Annotated in this window: 19 protein-coding genes, 1 tRNA gene and 1 pseudogene; 13 read left to right on the forward strand and 8 right to left on the reverse strand. The window is 73.3% G+C overall.

Translation table 11 applies throughout. The annotated features are described in order from the left end of the window. Position 1: 1 nt before the first annotated feature. The 4 genes from G5V58_RS03450 to G5V58_RS03465 all read left to right on the forward strand — a co-directional run bounded on the left by G5V58_RS03450 (position 2) and on the right by G5V58_RS03465 (position 3,565). Positions 2-553 carry an NYN domain-containing protein gene (locus G5V58_RS03450; protein ID WP_165228784.1) on the forward strand — a complete coding sequence of 184 codons (552 nt, stop codon included), beginning with the start codon at positions 2-4 and terminating at the stop codon, positions 551-553. After that, positions 550-1,500 (forward strand): PLP-dependent cysteine synthase family protein, encoded by a 951-nt coding sequence (locus G5V58_RS03455; RefSeq protein ID WP_165228786.1) that lies wholly within the window; start codon positions 550-552, stop codon positions 1,498-1,500. The genes G5V58_RS03450 and G5V58_RS03455 overlap by 4 nt, the downstream gene beginning before the upstream one ends. Before the next feature lie 74 nt (positions 1,501-1,574). After that, positions 1,575-2,570: a DUF3152 domain-containing protein gene (locus tag G5V58_RS03460; protein ID WP_165228788.1), complete on the forward strand. Its 996-nt coding sequence runs from the start codon at positions 1,575-1,577 to the stop codon at positions 2,568-2,570. A 17-nt stretch (positions 2,571-2,587) separates the two neighbouring features. After that, complete coding sequence (locus G5V58_RS03465; RefSeq protein ID WP_165238587.1) at positions 2,588-3,565, forward strand: ribose-phosphate diphosphokinase; 978 nt, start codon at positions 2,588-2,590, stop codon at positions 3,563-3,565. 563 nt (positions 3,566-4,128) lie between these two features. Here G5V58_RS03465 and G5V58_RS03470 read toward each other — a convergent pair. Then, positions 4,129-4,836: a PAS domain-containing protein gene (locus G5V58_RS03470; RefSeq protein ID WP_165228790.1), complete on the reverse strand. Its 708-nt coding sequence runs from the start codon at positions 4,834-4,836 to the stop codon at positions 4,129-4,131. A 131-nt stretch (positions 4,837-4,967) separates the two neighbouring features. Between G5V58_RS03470 and murI the strand changes: the two genes are divergently transcribed. Both murI and G5V58_RS03480 read left to right on the forward strand, forming a co-directional pair. Next, a complete protein-coding gene (gene murI, locus G5V58_RS03475) occupies positions 4,968-5,774 on the forward strand; it encodes a glutamate racemase (RefSeq protein ID WP_230487046.1) in 807 nt (268 codons plus the stop codon). Beyond that, positions 5,771-6,532, forward strand: a complete 762-nt coding sequence (locus G5V58_RS03480; protein WP_165228794.1) for an MBL fold metallo-hydrolase — start codon at positions 5,771-5,773, stop codon at positions 6,530-6,532. Before murI ends, G5V58_RS03480 begins: the two co-directional genes overlap by 4 nt. A 2-nt stretch (positions 6,533-6,534) precedes the next feature. On the opposite strand, the gene G5V58_RS03485 is transcribed toward G5V58_RS03480, so the two are convergent. Together G5V58_RS03485 and G5V58_RS25785 are read right to left on the reverse strand one after the other, a co-directional pair. Then, positions 6,535-7,188 carry a response regulator gene (locus tag G5V58_RS03485; protein WP_165228796.1) on the reverse strand — a complete coding sequence of 218 codons (654 nt, stop codon included), beginning with the start codon at positions 7,186-7,188 and terminating at the stop codon, positions 6,535-6,537. Then, the gene (locus G5V58_RS25785) at positions 7,185-7,811 is read right to left on the reverse strand and encodes a sensor histidine kinase (RefSeq protein WP_230487047.1); all 627 of its coding nucleotides are present in this window, start codon (positions 7,809-7,811) and stop codon (positions 7,185-7,187) included. The genes G5V58_RS03485 and G5V58_RS25785 overlap by 4 nt, the downstream gene beginning before the upstream one ends. Before the next feature lie 116 nt (positions 7,812-7,927). Here G5V58_RS25785 and G5V58_RS25790 point away from each other — a divergent pair, with 116 nt between their 5' ends. From G5V58_RS25790 to G5V58_RS03510, 5 genes are all read left to right on the forward strand, one after another. Next, positions 7,928-8,311 carry a hypothetical protein gene (locus tag G5V58_RS25790; RefSeq protein ID WP_230487048.1) on the forward strand — a complete coding sequence of 128 codons (384 nt, stop codon included), beginning with the start codon at positions 7,928-7,930 and terminating at the stop codon, positions 8,309-8,311. A gap of 166 nt (positions 8,312-8,477) precedes the next feature. After that, a complete protein-coding gene (locus tag G5V58_RS03495) occupies positions 8,478-9,422 on the forward strand; it encodes an ABC transporter ATP-binding protein (RefSeq protein ID WP_165228798.1) in 945 nt (314 codons plus the stop codon). Then, positions 9,419-10,219, forward strand: coding sequence for an ABC transporter permease (locus tag G5V58_RS03500; protein WP_165228800.1), 801 nt, complete (start codon positions 9,419-9,421; stop codon positions 10,217-10,219). Before G5V58_RS03495 ends, G5V58_RS03500 begins: the two co-directional genes overlap by 4 nt. Before the next feature lie 14 nt (positions 10,220-10,233). Further along, positions 10,234-11,022, forward strand: a complete 789-nt coding sequence (locus G5V58_RS03505) for an ABC transporter permease (RefSeq protein WP_165228802.1) — start codon at positions 10,234-10,236, stop codon at positions 11,020-11,022. A gap of 73 nt (positions 11,023-11,095) precedes the next feature. Beyond that, complete coding sequence (locus G5V58_RS03510; RefSeq protein WP_165228804.1) at positions 11,096-11,857, forward strand: SGNH/GDSL hydrolase family protein; 762 nt, start codon at positions 11,096-11,098, stop codon at positions 11,855-11,857. On the opposite strand, the gene G5V58_RS03515 is transcribed toward G5V58_RS03510, so the two are convergent. Continuing rightward, complete coding sequence (locus tag G5V58_RS03515; RefSeq protein ID WP_165228806.1) at positions 11,811-12,527, reverse strand: hypothetical protein; 717 nt, start codon at positions 12,525-12,527, stop codon at positions 11,811-11,813. The two genes, G5V58_RS03510 and G5V58_RS03515, sit on opposite strands and share 47 nt — an antisense overlap. Then, a complete protein-coding gene (locus tag G5V58_RS03520; protein ID WP_230487049.1) occupies positions 12,524-12,919 on the reverse strand; it encodes a sigma-70 family RNA polymerase sigma factor in 396 nt (131 codons plus the stop codon). Before G5V58_RS03520 ends, G5V58_RS03515 begins: the two co-directional genes overlap by 4 nt. A 186-nt stretch (positions 12,920-13,105) precedes the next feature. On the opposite strand from G5V58_RS03520, the gene rph reads away from it, so the two are divergent. Further along, positions 13,106-13,825, forward strand: coding sequence for a ribonuclease PH (gene rph / locus G5V58_RS03525; protein ID WP_165228808.1), 720 nt, complete (start codon positions 13,106-13,108; stop codon positions 13,823-13,825). Then, a complete protein-coding gene (rdgB, locus tag G5V58_RS03530; RefSeq protein WP_165228810.1) occupies positions 13,822-14,424 on the forward strand; it encodes an RdgB/HAM1 family non-canonical purine NTP pyrophosphatase in 603 nt (200 codons plus the stop codon). The genes rph and rdgB overlap by 4 nt, the downstream gene beginning before the upstream one ends. Positions 14,425-14,455: 31 nt before the next feature. Here rdgB and G5V58_RS03535 read toward each other — a convergent pair. The 3 genes and pseudogenes from G5V58_RS03535 to G5V58_RS25795 form a co-directional block, all read right to left on the reverse strand. Beyond that, positions 14,456-14,537 (reverse strand) — tRNA-Leu (locus tag G5V58_RS03535). Next, positions 14,538-14,693 (reverse strand): annotated as a pseudogene (locus tag G5V58_RS26645) (hypothetical protein); the annotation flags it as partial. Between the two features lie 82 nt (positions 14,694-14,775). Beyond that, positions 14,776-14,991, reverse strand: coding sequence for a hypothetical protein (locus G5V58_RS25795; protein ID WP_230487050.1), 216 nt, complete (start codon positions 14,989-14,991; stop codon positions 14,776-14,778). Between the last annotated feature and the right edge of the window lie 35 nt (positions 14,992-15,026).

Below are 15,026 nucleotides of genomic sequence, written 5' to 3' on the forward strand. Positions count from 1 at the left end.
CGTGGCCGGCCGGACAGTCGTCCTCATCGACGGCGAGAACATCGACGCCACGCTGGGGAGCTCCCTGTTCGGCCGACGGCCCCACCCCGAGGAGCGCCCGCGGTGGGAGCGGGTGACCGAGTACCTCGAGGCCCACTGGCACCAGCCGGTGCTCGGCCTGTTCTTCCTCAACGCCTCGAGCGGCGTGCTGCCGGCCCAGTTCGTCCAGGCGCTGCTGGCCATGAAGTACCGCCCGATCCCGCTGTCCGGCCGCGACGACGAGAAGGTCGTCGACATCGGCATCCAGCGGACCATGGACACCCTCCTCGACCGCGACGACGACGTGGTGCTGCTCAGCCACGACGGCGACTTCGCCCCGCACCTCGAGCGGCTCGCCCACGGCGAACGCCGGGTCGCGGTCGTCGCGCTGCGCGAGTTCCTCAGCACCCAGATCGCCCAGCTCGGCGTGGAGCTCCTCGACCTCGAGGACGACGTCAGGGCCTTCAACGCGCCGTTGCCGCGGGTGCGCATCATCCAGCTCGACGACTTCGACCCCGCGGCGGTGCTCCGATGACCCGGTTCGACAACCTCCTCGCCTCGGTCGGCGGCACGCCGCTGGTCGGGCTGCCGAGGCTGTCGCCGAGCCCCGACGTGCGCCTGTGGGCCAAGCTCGAGGACCGCAACCCCACCGGGTCCATCAAGGACCGTCCGGCACTGCGGATGGTCGAGGAGGCCGAGAAGGAGGGGCTGCTGCGCCCGGGCTGCACGATCCTGGAGCCGACGTCGGGCAACACCGGCATCTCGCTGGCCATGGCGGCCAAGCTCAAGGGCTACCGCATGGTCTGCGTGATGCCGGAGAACACCTCCGAGGAGCGCCGCCAGCTGCTGCGGATGTGGGGCGCCGAGATCATCACCTCGCCCGCCGCCGGCGGCTCCAACGAGGCGGTGCGCGTGGCCAAGCAGGTCGCCGAGGAGCACCCGGACTGGGTGATGCTCTACCAGTACGGCAACGAGGCCAACTCCCTCGCCCACGAGCAGGGCACGGGCCCGGAGATCCTGGCCGACCTCCCCAGCGTCACCCACTTCGTCGGCGGGCTCGGCACCACCGGCACGCTCATGGGCGTCTCGCGGTTCTTCCGCGGCGCCAAGCCCGACGTGCGGATCGTGGCCGCCGAGCCGCGCTACGGCGAGCTGGTCTACGGCCTGCGCAACCTCGACGAGGGCTTCGTGCCGGAGCTCTACGACGCCGACCTCATCGACGCCCGGTTCTCGGTCGGTCCGCGCGACGCCGTACGCCGGGTGCGCGAGCTCCTCGAGCTCGAGGGCATCTTCGCGGGCATCTCCACCGGGGCGATCCTGCACGCCGCGCTGGCCCAGGCGGCGAAGGCGATGAAGGCCGGCGAAGCGGCCGACATAGCCTTCGTGGTGTGCGACGGCGGCTGGAAGTACCTCTCGACCGGGGCCTACGAGGGGACCGTCGACGAGGCCGAGGACGCGCTCGAGGGGCAGCTCTGGGCCTGACCCTGGCCCTCTCGCTCCTCCTCGCTCCCGCGGCCGACGCCGCCCCGGCCCCGCCGACCATCACCGGCGCGGCCGTGTACGGCCAGCCGCTCACCGCCTCCGCGGCCGAGCCGGGCGTGGCCTACCAGTGGCTGCGCGCCGGCGCCCCCGTCCCGGGCGCCACCGCCCCGACGTACACCCCCGGCCTGGACGACCTCGACCGCCCGCTCGCGGTCCAGGTCACCGACGCCACCGGCTCCACGATCTCCGCGCCCACCGCTCCGGTGGCCCGCGCCACCATGACCGCGACGCGCCAGCGGGTGCTCGGCGAGCCGCGCTGGACCCACACCCTCAAGGCGCGCCCGGGCCGCTTCTCGGCGCCCGACCCCGACGTCAGCTACCGCTGGCCCGACGGCAGCACCGCCCGCACGTACGCCGTCCGCCCCGGCGACGTCGGTCACCGCCTGGCCCTGGAGGTCACCGCCGAGGCGCCCGGCTACGACCCGCTCACCGTCACCGTCCGCACCGCCCAGGTGGCGCACCGCATCGACGTGCGCCGGACCGTGCGCTACCACGTCGAGACCCGCGGCCGGATCACCACGAGCCTCAGGGAGTTCCGCCGCCAGGCCCAGGAGACCTACGACGACCCGCGCGGCTGGCGCTCGTCCGGCATCCGCTTCGTCCCGGTCGCGCGCGGCGGGGCGTTCACGCTCGTGCTGGCCGAGGCGTCGTACCTGCCCCGCTTCTCCTCCGGCTGCAGTGCCGAGTGGAGCTGTCGCGTCGGCCGGTTCGTCATCATCAACCAGGAGCGCTGGAAGCACGCCTCGCCCGCCTGGAACGCCGCCCACCTGGCCCTGCGCGACTACCGCCACATGGTCGTCAACCACGAGACCGGCCACTGGCTCGGCCTGGGCCACGCCCAGTGCCCCGGCCCCGGCCGGCTCGCGCCCGTGATGCAGCAGCAGTCCAAGGGGCTCCAGGGGTGCCGGTTCAACCCGTTCCCGACCGAGCGCGAGATCGCCGGCCGCACCCCGCGCGGACGGGCCATGGCGTACGCCCTGGCCCGCGACTACAGTCCCGACGTCGAGTGACCACCCGGGAGTCGAACGTGCGCGAGATCGTCGTCTTCAGCGGCTCCGGCCACCGTCCGTTCGCCGCCAAGGTGTGCGAGTCGCTCGGCGTGGAGCTCAGCTCGGTCGAGATCACCCGCTTCAGCAACGACTGCCTCCAGGCCCAGCTGCAGGCGAACTGCCGCCAGCGCGACGTCTACATCGTCCAGCCGCTCGCCCCGCCCACCCAGGAGCACCTCATGGAGCTGCTCCTCATGCTCGACGCCGCCCGCGGCGCCTCGGCGGCCCAGATCACCGCCGTCATCCCGTACTACGCCTACGCCCGCTCCGACAAGAAGGACGCCAGCCGCCTGTCCATCGGCGGCCGGCTCGTCGCGGACATGCTGGTGACCGCCGGAGCGCAGCGGGTGCTGACCATGGAGCTCCACGCCCCGCAGGTCCACGGCTTCTTCTCCATCCCCGTCGACCACCTCACCGCCCTCGGCATCCTGGCCGAGCACTTCCTCGGTCAGGACCTCTCGAACGCCGTCGTGGTCAGCCCCGACTTCGGCAACGCCAAGACCGCGACCCAGTTCTCCCGCCTCCTCGGCATCCCCGTCGCCGCCGGCAGCAAGAAGCGCCTCGCCGACGACCGCGTCGTCATCGACGCCATCGTGGGCGATGTCGAGGGCAAGCGGGCGATCATCCTCGACGACGAGATCGCCACCGGCGGCTCGATCCTCGAGCTCCTGGACCGGCTGGCCGAGCAGGGGTGCGCCTCCGCCAGCGTGGCGTGCACCCACGGGCTCTTCGTGGGCAAGGCCGTCGAGCGCCTGCGCGGTCACCCGATGATCACCGAGGTCGTCACCACCGACACGGTCCCGGCGCCGACCGGGTGGCCGGAGCTGGAGGTGCGGTCCGTCGCGGACCTCTTCGCCGCCGCGATCGAGCGGATCCACCACGGGGAGTCGATCAGCGACCTCTTCGACGGGGTGGACCCGGCTCTCGGGCCGCCCCAGCCGCGACTGTTCGACTAGGTCTTCTGGTCTGGGTGCTTCGTCTCGTGGTGCGGGCTCTCGGGTCCGGCCGCCTGTGGACTGACCCGGCCTCCGCCGGACCGCAGCCCCCTCACCGAACGCAACCGACGCCGTGTTGCACGCGACTGCTCCCAGCCCCATTACGTCCGGCATGCGTGCCCCACGCCGCGGGTCTAGCGTTCGGCGAGGGGGCTCCGGTCCGGCGGGGGCCGGGTCAGCCCACAGGCGGCCTGGTCTGGCGGCGGCACCCTCGCCTTCGCCTTCACTTGGGTGGGTGGGAGTGAGGTCGAGGTCATTCGCACATGGGGACCGCAGCGTGGTCGCCGAAGGCGGCCGCGCTTTCGTGGGGCGGGGCGCAGCCTCGCCCTCAGCGCGCCCCTACCAGCCAGACCGGGTCCCGCTGTCAAGGACGGACCTCTCGCCGAAGGCCGCCGTCCGCCACGAAGTGGCGCGTAGCGTCCTTGACAGCGGGAGTCGGGGTGGTAAGCGCGCGGCCGCTACGTAATTGGTCCCAGTACGGTCAAGAACCGGCGACGGGCGAGCGAGAAGCCAGGACCGTGAGCTCAGGACGGCAACGCAGAAGGCGTGGTCCGCACCAGGTCACCGGGGGCCACCCGGCCGTCGGCGGGAGCGATGAGGTCGGTGATGATCGCTCGCGCGCTGTCCAGCGTCCGGCGTACGTAGTCGCGCACAGCCGCGTCGTCCTCGAGCTCGAGCGCGTACAGCGCTGCGGTCAGGCCCTGGACCACCGAGTCGTTGATCTCGAGTGCCGCCTGGCGGCGGGTCTCGGCCTCGTGGGCGTCGGCGGCGTGGCGTTCGCGCGCCTGCTCCGCACGGATCCGGTCGGTGATGTCGACGCAGGTGCCGCGGAAGCGGAGCGGCGTGCCGGAGTCGTCGGTGAGGACCTGGCCGTTGGTGGAGAGGTAGCGGACCTCGCCGTCGGGGCGGACGATGCGCTCGACCATCTCGTAGGGCTCGCCGGTGGCGTAGGCGCGCTGGTGGGTGGCCTGGACCGTCTCGCGGTCGTCGGGGTGGACCATCGAGAGGAAGCGCTCGTAGGTGCCGTCGAAGGACTGCGGCTCGTGGCCGAAGATGCGGTAGAGCTGGTCGGACCACCGGTTGGTGTCGGTGGCGATCTCCCAGTCGTAGTCGCCGATGTTGGCCAGCCGCTGGGCGTTGTCGACGCGCGCCTGCAGGTCGCGCAGGGCCTCCTCCGCGACCGTCTTGTCCCGCAGCGCCTGGTCCAGGCGATCCTGCTGCTCGTCCGCCACGCGCCCACTGTGCTCGCTCGGGAGGCGGTTGTCCCCGAGACGGACGAACCCTGGGGTGGGCGTCACACCGGGGCCGCACGTGGGCGAGGACACGGTGCGCCGGGCGCCCGGGCCACCTAGGCTTGGCGGTCGTGCCCGCCGTTGACGCCCCCATCGGGATCTTCGACTCCGGGTTCGGGGGGCTGACGGTGGCGCGGTCGGTGATCGACCAGCTGCCGCACGAGTCGGTGCACTACCTCGGCGACACCGCCCGGCAGCCGTACGGGCCCAAGCCGATCGCGGAGGTCCGCGAGTACGCCCTGGAGTGCCTGGACCACCTCTACGCCCAGGGCGTCAAGGCGCTGGTCATCGCCTGCAACAGCGCGAGCGCGGCGATGCTGCGCGACGCGCGGGAGCGCTACGACGTCCCGGTGGTCGAGGTCATCCTGCCCGCCACGCGCCGGGCGGTGGCGGCCACGCGGACCGGGAAGATCGGCGTGATCTGCACGCGGGCCACCCAGGAGTCGATGGCCTACGAGGACGCGTTCGCCGCGGCGCCGCACGTGGAGCTGACCACCCGGGCGTGCCCGCGGTTCGTGGACTTCGTCGAGTCGGGCATCACCGGCGGCGACGAGCTGCTGGCCGCCGCGCACGACTACCTCGACCCGCTCTCGGCCGCCGGCGTGGACACGCTGATCCTCGGGTGCACGCACTACCCGCTGCTGACCGGCGTCATCTCCTACGTCATGGGGGACGGCGTCACGCTGGTCAGCAGCGCCGAGGAGTGCGCCAAGGACGTCTACAAGATGCTCACCGCGACCGGGCTGATGCGCGGGTCCGGCGAGGCGACGTACACCTTCGCGACCACCGGCCTGCCCGAGGAGTTCGAGACCATCGGGCGCCGGTTCCTCGGCGCCGAGCTGATGGCGGCCACGCAGTTCGCGGGCGGGCTCGCGTGAGGCTCACGACCGTCGGCTGCAGCGGCTCCTACCCGGGGCCGGACTCGCCCGCGTCCTGCTACCTGCTCGAGCACGACGACGGCGGGCGCACCTGGCGGGTCCTGGTGGACCTCGGCAGCGGGGCGCTCGGCGCGCTGCACCGGTACGCCGACCCGCTGGCCGTCGACGCCGTGCTGCTCAGCCACCTGCACGCCGACCACTGCCTGGACCTGTGCGGCTACTACGTGATGCGCAAGTACCACCCCGAGGGCGCCCAGCCGCGGCTGCCCGTCTACGGCCCGAGCGGTACGGCGGGGCGCATGGCCCGCGCGTACGACCTCCCCGAGGACCCGGGCATGACGCTGGAGTTCGACTTCCGGACCTGGACGCCGGGGGAGCCGGCCCGGATCGGGCCGTTCACCGTGCAGGCGGTCCGCGTCGACCACCCCGTCGAGGCCTACGGGCTCCGGGTGTCCGCCGGCGGCCGGCTGCTCGCCTACACCGGCGACACCGCCCCCTGCCCGCAGCTCGAGGACGTGGCCAGGGGCGCGCACCTGCTGCTGGCCGAGGCGTCCTTCCACGAGGGCGCGGCCAACCCGCCGGGCATCCACCTCACCGGCGCCGACTGCGGCCGCCTGGCCCGCGACTCGGGCGTGCAGTCGCTGGTGCTCACCCACGTGCCGCCCTGGTACGAGCCCCGGGACATGCTCACCGAGGCCCAGCAGGTCTGGGACGGCCCCGCCGACCTGGCCCGCGCCGGCGCGGTCTTCGAGGTCTGAGCTCAGACCAGGCCCGCGTCGTGGACGCAGATGGCGATCTGGACGCGGTTGGTGACGCGCAGCTTGTCGAAGAGCCGCGAGACGTGGGCCTTGACCGTGGGCACCGAGAGGTGGAGCTCGCGGGCGATCTCGGCGTTGGTGAGCCCGCGACCGACGGCGAGGGCGACGTCCTGCTCGCGGTCGGTGAGGACGGCGAGGCGGGCGCGCGCGGCGTCGGCGCGGTCGTCGCCGGCGTCGGTGCGCAGGCGCTCGATGAGCGTGCGGGTCACCGAGGGGGAGAGCATCGGGTCGCCGTCGGCGACCGCGCGGACGGCCTCGAGGATCTGGGGCGGCGGGGTGTCCTTGAGCAGGAAGCCGTCGGCGCCGGCGCCGAGGGCGCCGACGACGTGCTCGTCGGCGTCGAAGGTGGTCAGCACGATGACGTGGGGCGGGTCCGGGCGCGTGTGCAGCGCCCTGGTGGCCTCGAGGCCGTCCATGCGCGGCATCCGGATGTCCATGAGCACGACGGACGGGCGGAGCTCGTCGACCTTGCGGAGCGCGTCGAGGCCGTCCACGGCCTCGCCGACCACCTCGACGTCGGGCTGGCCGCCGAGCATGAGCACGAGCGCGGAGCGCACGAGCGGGTCGTCGTCGACCACGAGCAGGCGGGTGCTCATGCCGCCCACGGGATCCACCCGTGCAGCACGAAGCTGGTGCCGTCGCGGCGGGCCTCGAGCCGGCCGCCGCGCAGCTCGGCGCGCTCGGACAGACCGACCAGGCCGAGGCCGGCGCCGGGGGTCTGGCTGCCGAAGCCGAGCGGGTTGCGCAGCACCACGTCGAGGCCGTCCTCGGGCGAGCCGGTCAGCTCCACGCTGAGCAGGGTGCCGGGGGCGTGCTTGCGGGCGTTGGTGATGCCCTCCTGGACGATGCGGTAGAGCGTGCGGCCGGCGGCCAGCGGCACGTCGTCGGCCGTGGCGACGTCGTCGTGCAGCTGGACGTTGAGCCCGGACTCGCGGGCCTCCTCGACGAGGCGACCCAGGTCGGCGTACGTCGGCTGCGGGGCGAGCGTGAGCTCCCCGTCGCCGTCGCGCAGCACGCCGAGGACGCCGCGCAGGTCGGTGAGCGCCTCGTGGGCCTTCTCGCGGATGACGGTCGCGCTCTCGCGCACCTGCTCGGGGGTGAGGTCCTCGCGGAAGGCCAGGGCGCCGGCGTGCATGGAGACCTGGGAGATCCGGTGGGCCAGCACGTCGTGCATCTCGCGGGCGATCCGGGCGCGCTCGTTGGCGCGGGCCTGGGCCACGCGCAGCTCCTGTTCGGCCTCGGCGCTCTCGGCGCGGTGCCGCAGCGTCCAGATGAGCTCGCGGCGCGAGCCGATGTAGAGCCCCCCAGCCGAGCACGGCCGCGGTGGCGATGATCGTGACGGAGAGGTTGAGCCACCACGGGTCGTTGGTCGTGCCGGGCTGGGAGGTGGCGAAGAACATCGCCCCGGCGAAGGACACCGAGCCCGCCAGCGCCATCTCCCGCCAGCGGCGCCGGGTGGCGATCGAGGCCAGCGCGAGCACGGCCGGGCCGCTGGAGAGGCCGGAGACCGCGGCGAACAGGTTGGTCAGGACCGCGACGGCGAGCGGCCAGCGGCGGCGGAAGAACACGAGCACGAAGCTGGCCACGCCGAGCGTGACGTCGAGCATCCACAGCCACTCGGCCTGGTCGTCGACGATCGGCAGCCAGCCGATCGCGCTGAAGCCGAGCATGAGCAGGACCCGCCACGTGGTGCCCCACGCGGTCACCCGCGGCTGGTAGGCCGCCGGGGCCGGGCGCCCGCACTCCTCCTGCACGACCTCAGGCTAGGCGGACCGTGGTCCGCCGCGCAGGCTGCGCTGGTCGCCCGCCGACCCCTACTTTGGTCTGGCTCGAAGGGTGACGAACAGACGATGCGCGCAGCGTGGGTGTTCGGCAGGCTGGAGCCATGATCACCGTCGAAGGACTCACCCGGAAGTACGGCGCCTTCACCGCCGTCGACGACGTCAGCTTCGTCTGCCAGCCCGGTCGGGTCACCGGCTTCCTGGGCCCGAACGGCGCCGGCAAGACGACCACCATGCGTGTCATGGTCGGGCTCACCCCGCCCACCGCGGGCCGCGTCACCATCGGGGGCCACCTCTACAAGGACATCCCCAACCCCGGTCGCCACGTCGGCGTGCTCCTCGACGCCTCGGCGCAGCACGCCGGGCGCACCGGTCGCGAGATCCTCACCATCGGCGCGCAGACCATGGGTCTCCCGGCCTCGCGCGTGGACGAGATGCTCGCGCTGGTCTCGCTCGACGCGACCGAGTCCAAGCGCCGGCTGCGCAACTACTCCCTCGGCATGAAGCAGCGCCTCGGCATCGCCCACGCCCTGCTCGGCGACCCGTCGGTGCTGATCCTCGACGAGCCGGCCAACGGCCTGGACCCGGCCGGCATCCGGTGGATGCGCGGGCTGCTCAAGTCCTACGCCGACCGCGGGGGCACGGTGCTCCTGTCCAGCCACCTGCTCCACGAGGTCGAGCAGATCGCCGACGAGATGATCCTCATCGGGCGCGGCAAGATCGTGGCCAGCGGCACCAAGGACGAGCTCCTCGCCGGCTCGGAGCACACGACCTCCCTGGTCACCGCGCTCGACAACGAGCTGCTGGCCAAGGCGCTGCGCGAGAAGGGCGTCACGGTGACGCCCGCCGGCTCCGGCCTGCGGGTGGAGACCGCGCCGGTCGAGGTCGGCCGGCTCTCGGTCGAACAGGGCATCGTCCTGACCGACCTGCGTGCCGCCGACGGCGGGCTGGAGGAGCTGTTCCTCTCGCTCACCGAGGACACCCAGCGCGAGGCCATCGCGCCCGCCGCGGCCGCCCCGGCCGCCCCCACGCAAGGAGCCCAGGCATGAGCACCGCCACCGCGAACCCGAGCATCGACACCACCAACACGCCCGGCGTACCCCTGCTGCGGCTGGCCCAGGTCGAGGCCCGCAAGGCGCTCGACACCCGTGCCGGCCGCTGGCTGATCATCTCGATCCTGGCCCTGATCGTGGTGGTCGAGGTGATCTACAGCTTCGCCGCGTCCGACGACCTGAAGAACCTCGACGACTACCTGCAGATCCCGGGGGCGATCTTCGGCTTCTTCCTGCCGATCATCGTGATCATGCTGGTGACCAGCGAGGCCAGCCAGCGCAACGGGCTGGTCACCTTCACCCTCGAGCCGCGGCGCTCGCGGGTGGTGCTGGCCAAGTTCATCGCCGGCGTCGCCCTGGGCATCGGCGTGATGGTCCTCGGCTTCGTCCTCGCCCTGCTCGGCACCGTGCTGGGCATGGTCACCGGGGCCAGCCCGGAGTGGTCGGTGACCGGCGACATGCTGTTCAGCGCGCTGTTCCTGGCCAACCTGATCGGCATCTTCACCGGCTTCGCGATCGCCATGCTGATCATGAACACCCCGGGCGCGATCGTCGGCTACTTCGCCTACTCGCTCATCCTGCCCACCGCCGTCGGCATCCTGAGCGCGCTCAGCTCGACGTTCGACGACATCGCGCCGTGGATCGAGTTCAACACCGCCCAGACGCCGCTCATCTCCGGCGACTACGCACCGACCGGCGAGCAGTGGGCGCAGATCCTCACCGCCGGCATCATCTGGCTGGTCGTCCCGCTGGCCCTGGGGATCTGGCGGCTGCTGCGCATCGAGTTCAAGTAGTCCTCGGTGCGCACGTGAGCACCACGCTCGACCTGTCCGCGACCAGCCGGGTGCCGTTCACCCGGCTGGTCGCGGTCGAGCTCCGCAAGGCCCGCGACACCCGCGCCGGGTTCTGGCTGCTGGCGGGCATCCTCGCGATCGTCGTGGTGGTGCTCGGCATCCTCGTCGGGCTCACCCTGGGCTACACCGACCCCGTCGCGCTCGGCGACTACGTGGCGGTGGCGGCGTACCTGATGTCGTTCCTGCTGCCGTTCCTCGCGATCATGCTGGTGACCAGCGAGTGGAGCCAGCGCTCGGCGCTGGTCACCTTCAGCCTGGAGCCGCGGCGCTCGCGGGTGGTGCTGGCCAAGCTGGGCGCCGCGCTGCTGCTGACGGTCGCCAACCTCATCGCGGCGCTGGTCGTCGGGCTGGTCTGCACCCTCGTGTGCGAGCTGGCGCAGCCCGACCTCACCTCGTGGCGGCTCGGGGCCGGTGACGTCGCGGGCTTCCTGGTCACCCAGTCCCTGGCCATGGTCGGCGGCTTCGCCATCGCCACCCTGCTGCTTAACACCCCGGCCTCGATCGTGCTCTTCGTCGTCTACCGGTTCGTCCTGCCCGGCGTCTTCGCCGCGCTGTCGGCGCTCAGCGACTGGTTCGGCTCCCTCGCGCCGTGGCTGGACTTCCAGGCCGCGCAGGGCGACATCTACGAGTGGGAGCTGTCCGGCGCCGAGGCGTGGGGCCATCTGCTGACCTCCGGCGCGCTGTGGCTGGCGCTGCCGCTGGCCGTCGGGCTCTGGCGGGTGCTGCGCGCCGAGGTGAAGTAGCTCTTCACCCGACCGTCCCCGACACGACACCTCACCGTGGGGTGGTGGTGGTCGGGTCGGCCACGCTCGCAGCGTGTACCTGAGGCTCGCCGCCCTCGGTGACTCGGCCACCGTCGGGCTCGGCGACCCCGTGGCCGGCGGGTGGCGGGGCTGGTCCCGGCTGCTGGCCGCGGCGCTGGGCACGGCGTACGACGTGTCGTACTGCAACGTCGCGGTCGCCGGGGCCACCGCCGCGCTGGTCCGCGAGGCGCAGCTGGCCGAGGCGGTCGCGCACCGGCCCGACCTCGCCTCCCTCCTCATCGGCGTGAACGACACGCTGCGCGCCGGCTGGGACCCGGCGCGGTTCCGCGACGACGTGCTCACCTGTGCCGAGGCGCTGCACGACGCCGGCGCGACCCTGCTCACCGCGCGCTTCCACGACCACGCGCTGGTCTTCGGGGTGCCGGCGGTGCTGGCCCGTCCGCTGCGGGCCCGGCTGGCCCAGGTCAACGCGGCGCACGACGAGGTCCACGCGAGGTACGGCGGGCACCGGGTCGACCTGGGCGCCTGGCCCTCGGTGCACGACCGGGCGTTCTGGGCGGTGGACCGGCTGCACCCCTCCGAGCTCGGTCACCGGGCGCTGGCCCGGGCCTACGCCGACCTGCTGTGCGCCGCCGGGCTGGACTTCGAGCCGCCCGCGCTCGGGCCGGGCGGCGGTCAGCCGCTGACGTGGCGCGCGGAGGTCACCTGGCTGCTGCGCGAGGGCGCGCCGTGGGTCGGGCGGCGGGCGCGGGACTGGGGCCCGCTGCTCACCCCCCGACCGCGGCTGCCCCGTCGAGGGCTCGCACCCCGCTGAGGAACGCGAGCGCGTCGTCGGTGGTCCACGCGCGGACCGGGAACTGCAGCGCCAGCACCCCCGCGGGATCGCCCTCGCGCGACCGGGTCGAGACCCGGGCGTAGCCCCCGCCGGTGTCCGCGGCGACCCAGAACGTGCGGCCGTCCACGACCTGCCGGTGGCCGGCCGGCCGGTGGGTGTCGAACATCAGCACGATCTTGCCCTCGAAGTCCTCGGGCACGCTCCGGTCGCCGACGGGGGCGATGGTCACCGACGACGGGCTGTTGCCCTGCAGCTCGAAGCCGGCGGGGGCGGGCGGGAGCGCGAAGAACCTCGGTGCCGCGGACCCGGTCACCGGGGCCGACGGGTCGACCGTGGGTGAGGTGGGCGGCGGGGTGGTGGGCGGTGGCGCGGTGGGCGGCGCGGTGGGCGGCGTCGAGGTGGCGGTGCTCGGGCTCGGGACCGTCGTCGGGTCGTCGGCCACCCCGACCGGGGTGTCGCCGCCGCCGCCGCCGCGGGTCAGGGCCACGCCGAAGGCGCCGGCCGCCGCCACGCCGGCGAGGCCGACCGCCCCGCGGCGGCGCCGGGTGCGCGCGAGGGCCCGGTGGCCCCGGGTGAGGTCGGGGTGCGCGTCGACGGTGGCACGGGCCGGGCCGGCGGCGCGGTCGAGGAGGGTGTTGAGGTCGTTCATGCGTTCTCCTGCACGGTGAGGGCCGGCCCGAGGGCGGCGCGGAGGTGGTCGAGGGCCTTGCTGTTCTGGGACTTCACGGTCCCGGTGGACACCGACAGGACGCGGGCCGTCTCGGCCACGTCGAGGTCCAGGAAGTGGCGCAGCACGACGACCGCCCGCTGGCGCGGCGCGAGCCCGGCCAGGGCGGCGAGCACGGTGTGGGCCAGGTCGGTGTCGGCATCGTGGACGGCGCGCTCGCTCGGCTGGTCGGTGGTCTGCTCGCGGCGCCGGTGCGCCCGGCGCTGCTCGTCCACGAACGCGTGGGTGAGGCTGGTCCGGGCGTACCCGACGGGGTTGCCCGCCCGGCGTACGCGGGGCCAGTGCACGTAGAGCTTGGTCAGGGTGGTCTGCACGAGGTCCTCGGCGTACGCCGCGTCCCCCCGCGGTGAGCAGCCGGGCCGTGCGCAGCAGCGCGGTGCGCTGGGCGGTCACGAACTCGACGAACTCGGTGTCCCTCTGGTCTGGCTTCATCACGCTCCTTCCACCCAGCCTGACGGGTGCGAGCGGCGCGCGGGTTGCCTGTCGGTAGCGTCGGCGCCATGACGCGTGCAGACGGACGGGCCGACGACGAGCTGCGACCGGTGAAGATCACCCGGAACTGGCTGGACCACGCGGCGGGCTCGGTGCTGGTGGAGTTCGGCCGGACCCGTGTGCTGTGCGCCGCCTCGGCCGCCGAGGGCGTGCCGCGCTGGCGCAAGGGCTCGGGCCTGGGCTGGGTGACCGCGGAGTACGCCATGCTCCCCGCCTCGACCAACACCCGCTCCGACCGCGAGTCGGTCAAGGGCCGCATCGGCGGGCGCACCCACGAGATCAGCCGCCTCATCGGCCGCTCGCTGCGCGCGGTCATCGACTACCAGGCGCTCGGCGAGAACACCATCCAGCTCGACTGCGACGTGCTCCAGGCCGACGGCGGCACCCGCACGGCCTCCATCACCGGCGCGTACGTCGCGCTGGCCGACGCCGTCGCCCACCTGCGCTCGCAGGGCGCGCTGCGCGGCGAGCCGCTCACCGGCTCGGTCGCCGCGGTCTCGGTCGGCATCATCGACGGCGTGCCGCGCCTCGACCTGCCCTACGAGGAGGACGTGCGCGCCGAGACCGACATGAACATCGTCATGACCGGCACCGGCTCCTTCGTCGAGGTCCAGGGCACCGCCGAGGGCGCCGCGTTCTCGCGCTCCGAGCTCGACGCGCTGCTCGCCCTGGGCGAGAAGGGCTGCGCCGACCTGACCCGGCTCCAGCAGGAGGCCCTCGCCTCGTGACCCGCGTCTTCCTGGCCTCCCACAACGCCAAGAAGCTGGCCGAGCTCTCCCGCATCCTGGCCCCGCACCTGCCGTCGGTCCAGGTGCTGGGGCTGGCCGACGTGCCGGCGTACGACGAGCCCGTGGAGGACCAGCCGAGCTTCGAGGGCAACGCGCTGCTCAAGGCCCGGGCGGGGTTCGCGCACACCGGGCTGCCCACGCTCGCCGACGACTCCGGCCTCTGCGTCGACGCGCTCAACGGCATGCCCGGGATCCTCTCCGCGCGCTGGTCCGGCCCGCCCAAGTCCGACGAGCACAACAACGAGCTGCTGCTCGCCCAGCTGGCCGACGTGCCGGACGAGCGGCGGGGCGCGCACTTCACCTGCGTGATCGCCTTCGTGCACGCCGGCGGCGAGCTGACCGTCGAGGGCACCATGCCCGGGCGCGTCATCCGCGAGGTGCGGGGGAGCGGTGGGTTCGGCTACGACGTGCTCTTCGAGGCCTCCGACCGCCCCGGCGTCACCACCGCCGAGCTGTCGGTGGAGGACAAGGACGCGATCAGCCACCGCGGTCACGCGCTGCGCGAGATCGCGCCGCAGGTCGCCGCGCTGCTCGGCTAGCGACGGCTGTCGGGCTCCACTGCACCCTCGGTGCCGGAGGCGGGACTTGAACCCGCACGCCCTGGGGCACGGCATCCTAAGTGCCGCGTGTCTGCCTGTTCCACCACTCCGGCTCACGTGCTTCCACGGTCAGCACCGAGGCTGCCGGGGAGCACGTGAGCGTACTTGTTGCGACTGCGGCCGGCGAAGTTCGCCGTCTGGGAGTGACAGTTCGGGCACAGGTAGCGCAGGTTGTCGGACCCGTTGTTGTGGAAGTCGCCGTCGATGTGGTCGACGTCGAGCTGAAGCGGCGCCCCGAGCCAGGTCCCGTCGTTGCCGCACCGGTCACAGCGCCATGCCCGCCGATCTCTGTCAGCGCGCGCGCCGCAACAGGTGCGGTTTGGTGCGCGACGAGTCCAGGGCCGTCCGCACGAGCAGCTGCTCCGGGCGCAGGCGGGCGAGGTGGGCGCCGTTGCGGTGCCGGACGAAGTGCGACGTGTCGATCCCGAAGTGGCGGATCATCCGGCTGACGTGGGCGTGGGTGCCGCCGGCCTGGTCGAGACCGAGGTGCCGCAAGACGCCCGTCACCGACGACGACTGGCGCAACCGCGTCCTCCAGCAGC

Source organism: Nocardioides anomalus (assembly GCF_011046535.1).
Lineage (GTDB): Bacteria > Actinomycetota > Actinomycetes > Propionibacteriales > Nocardioidaceae > Nocardioides > Nocardioides anomalus.

Excerpts from the sequence above, each read along its gene's own strand:
- G5V58_RS03455 (WP_165228786.1), top strand. The coding sequence starts at position 550 with ATGACCCGGTTCGACAACCTCCTCGCCTCGGTCGGCGGCACGCCGCTG.
- G5V58_RS03485 (WP_165228796.1), bottom strand. The coding sequence starts at position 7,188 with ATGAGCACCCGCCTGCTCGTGGTCGACGACGACCCGCTCGTGCGCTCC.
- G5V58_RS03495 (WP_165228798.1), top strand. The coding sequence starts at position 8,478 with ATGATCACCGTCGAAGGACTCACCCGGAAGTACGGCGCCTTCACCGCC.
- G5V58_RS03500 (WP_165228800.1), top strand. The coding sequence starts at position 9,419 with ATGAGCACCGCCACCGCGAACCCGAGCATCGACACCACCAACACGCCC.
- G5V58_RS03515 (WP_165228806.1), bottom strand. The coding sequence starts at position 12,527 with ATGAACGACCTCAACACCCTCCTCGACCGCGCCGCCGGCCCGGCCCGT.
- rph (WP_165228808.1), top strand. The coding sequence starts at position 13,106 with ATGACGCGTGCAGACGGACGGGCCGACGACGAGCTGCGACCGGTGAAG.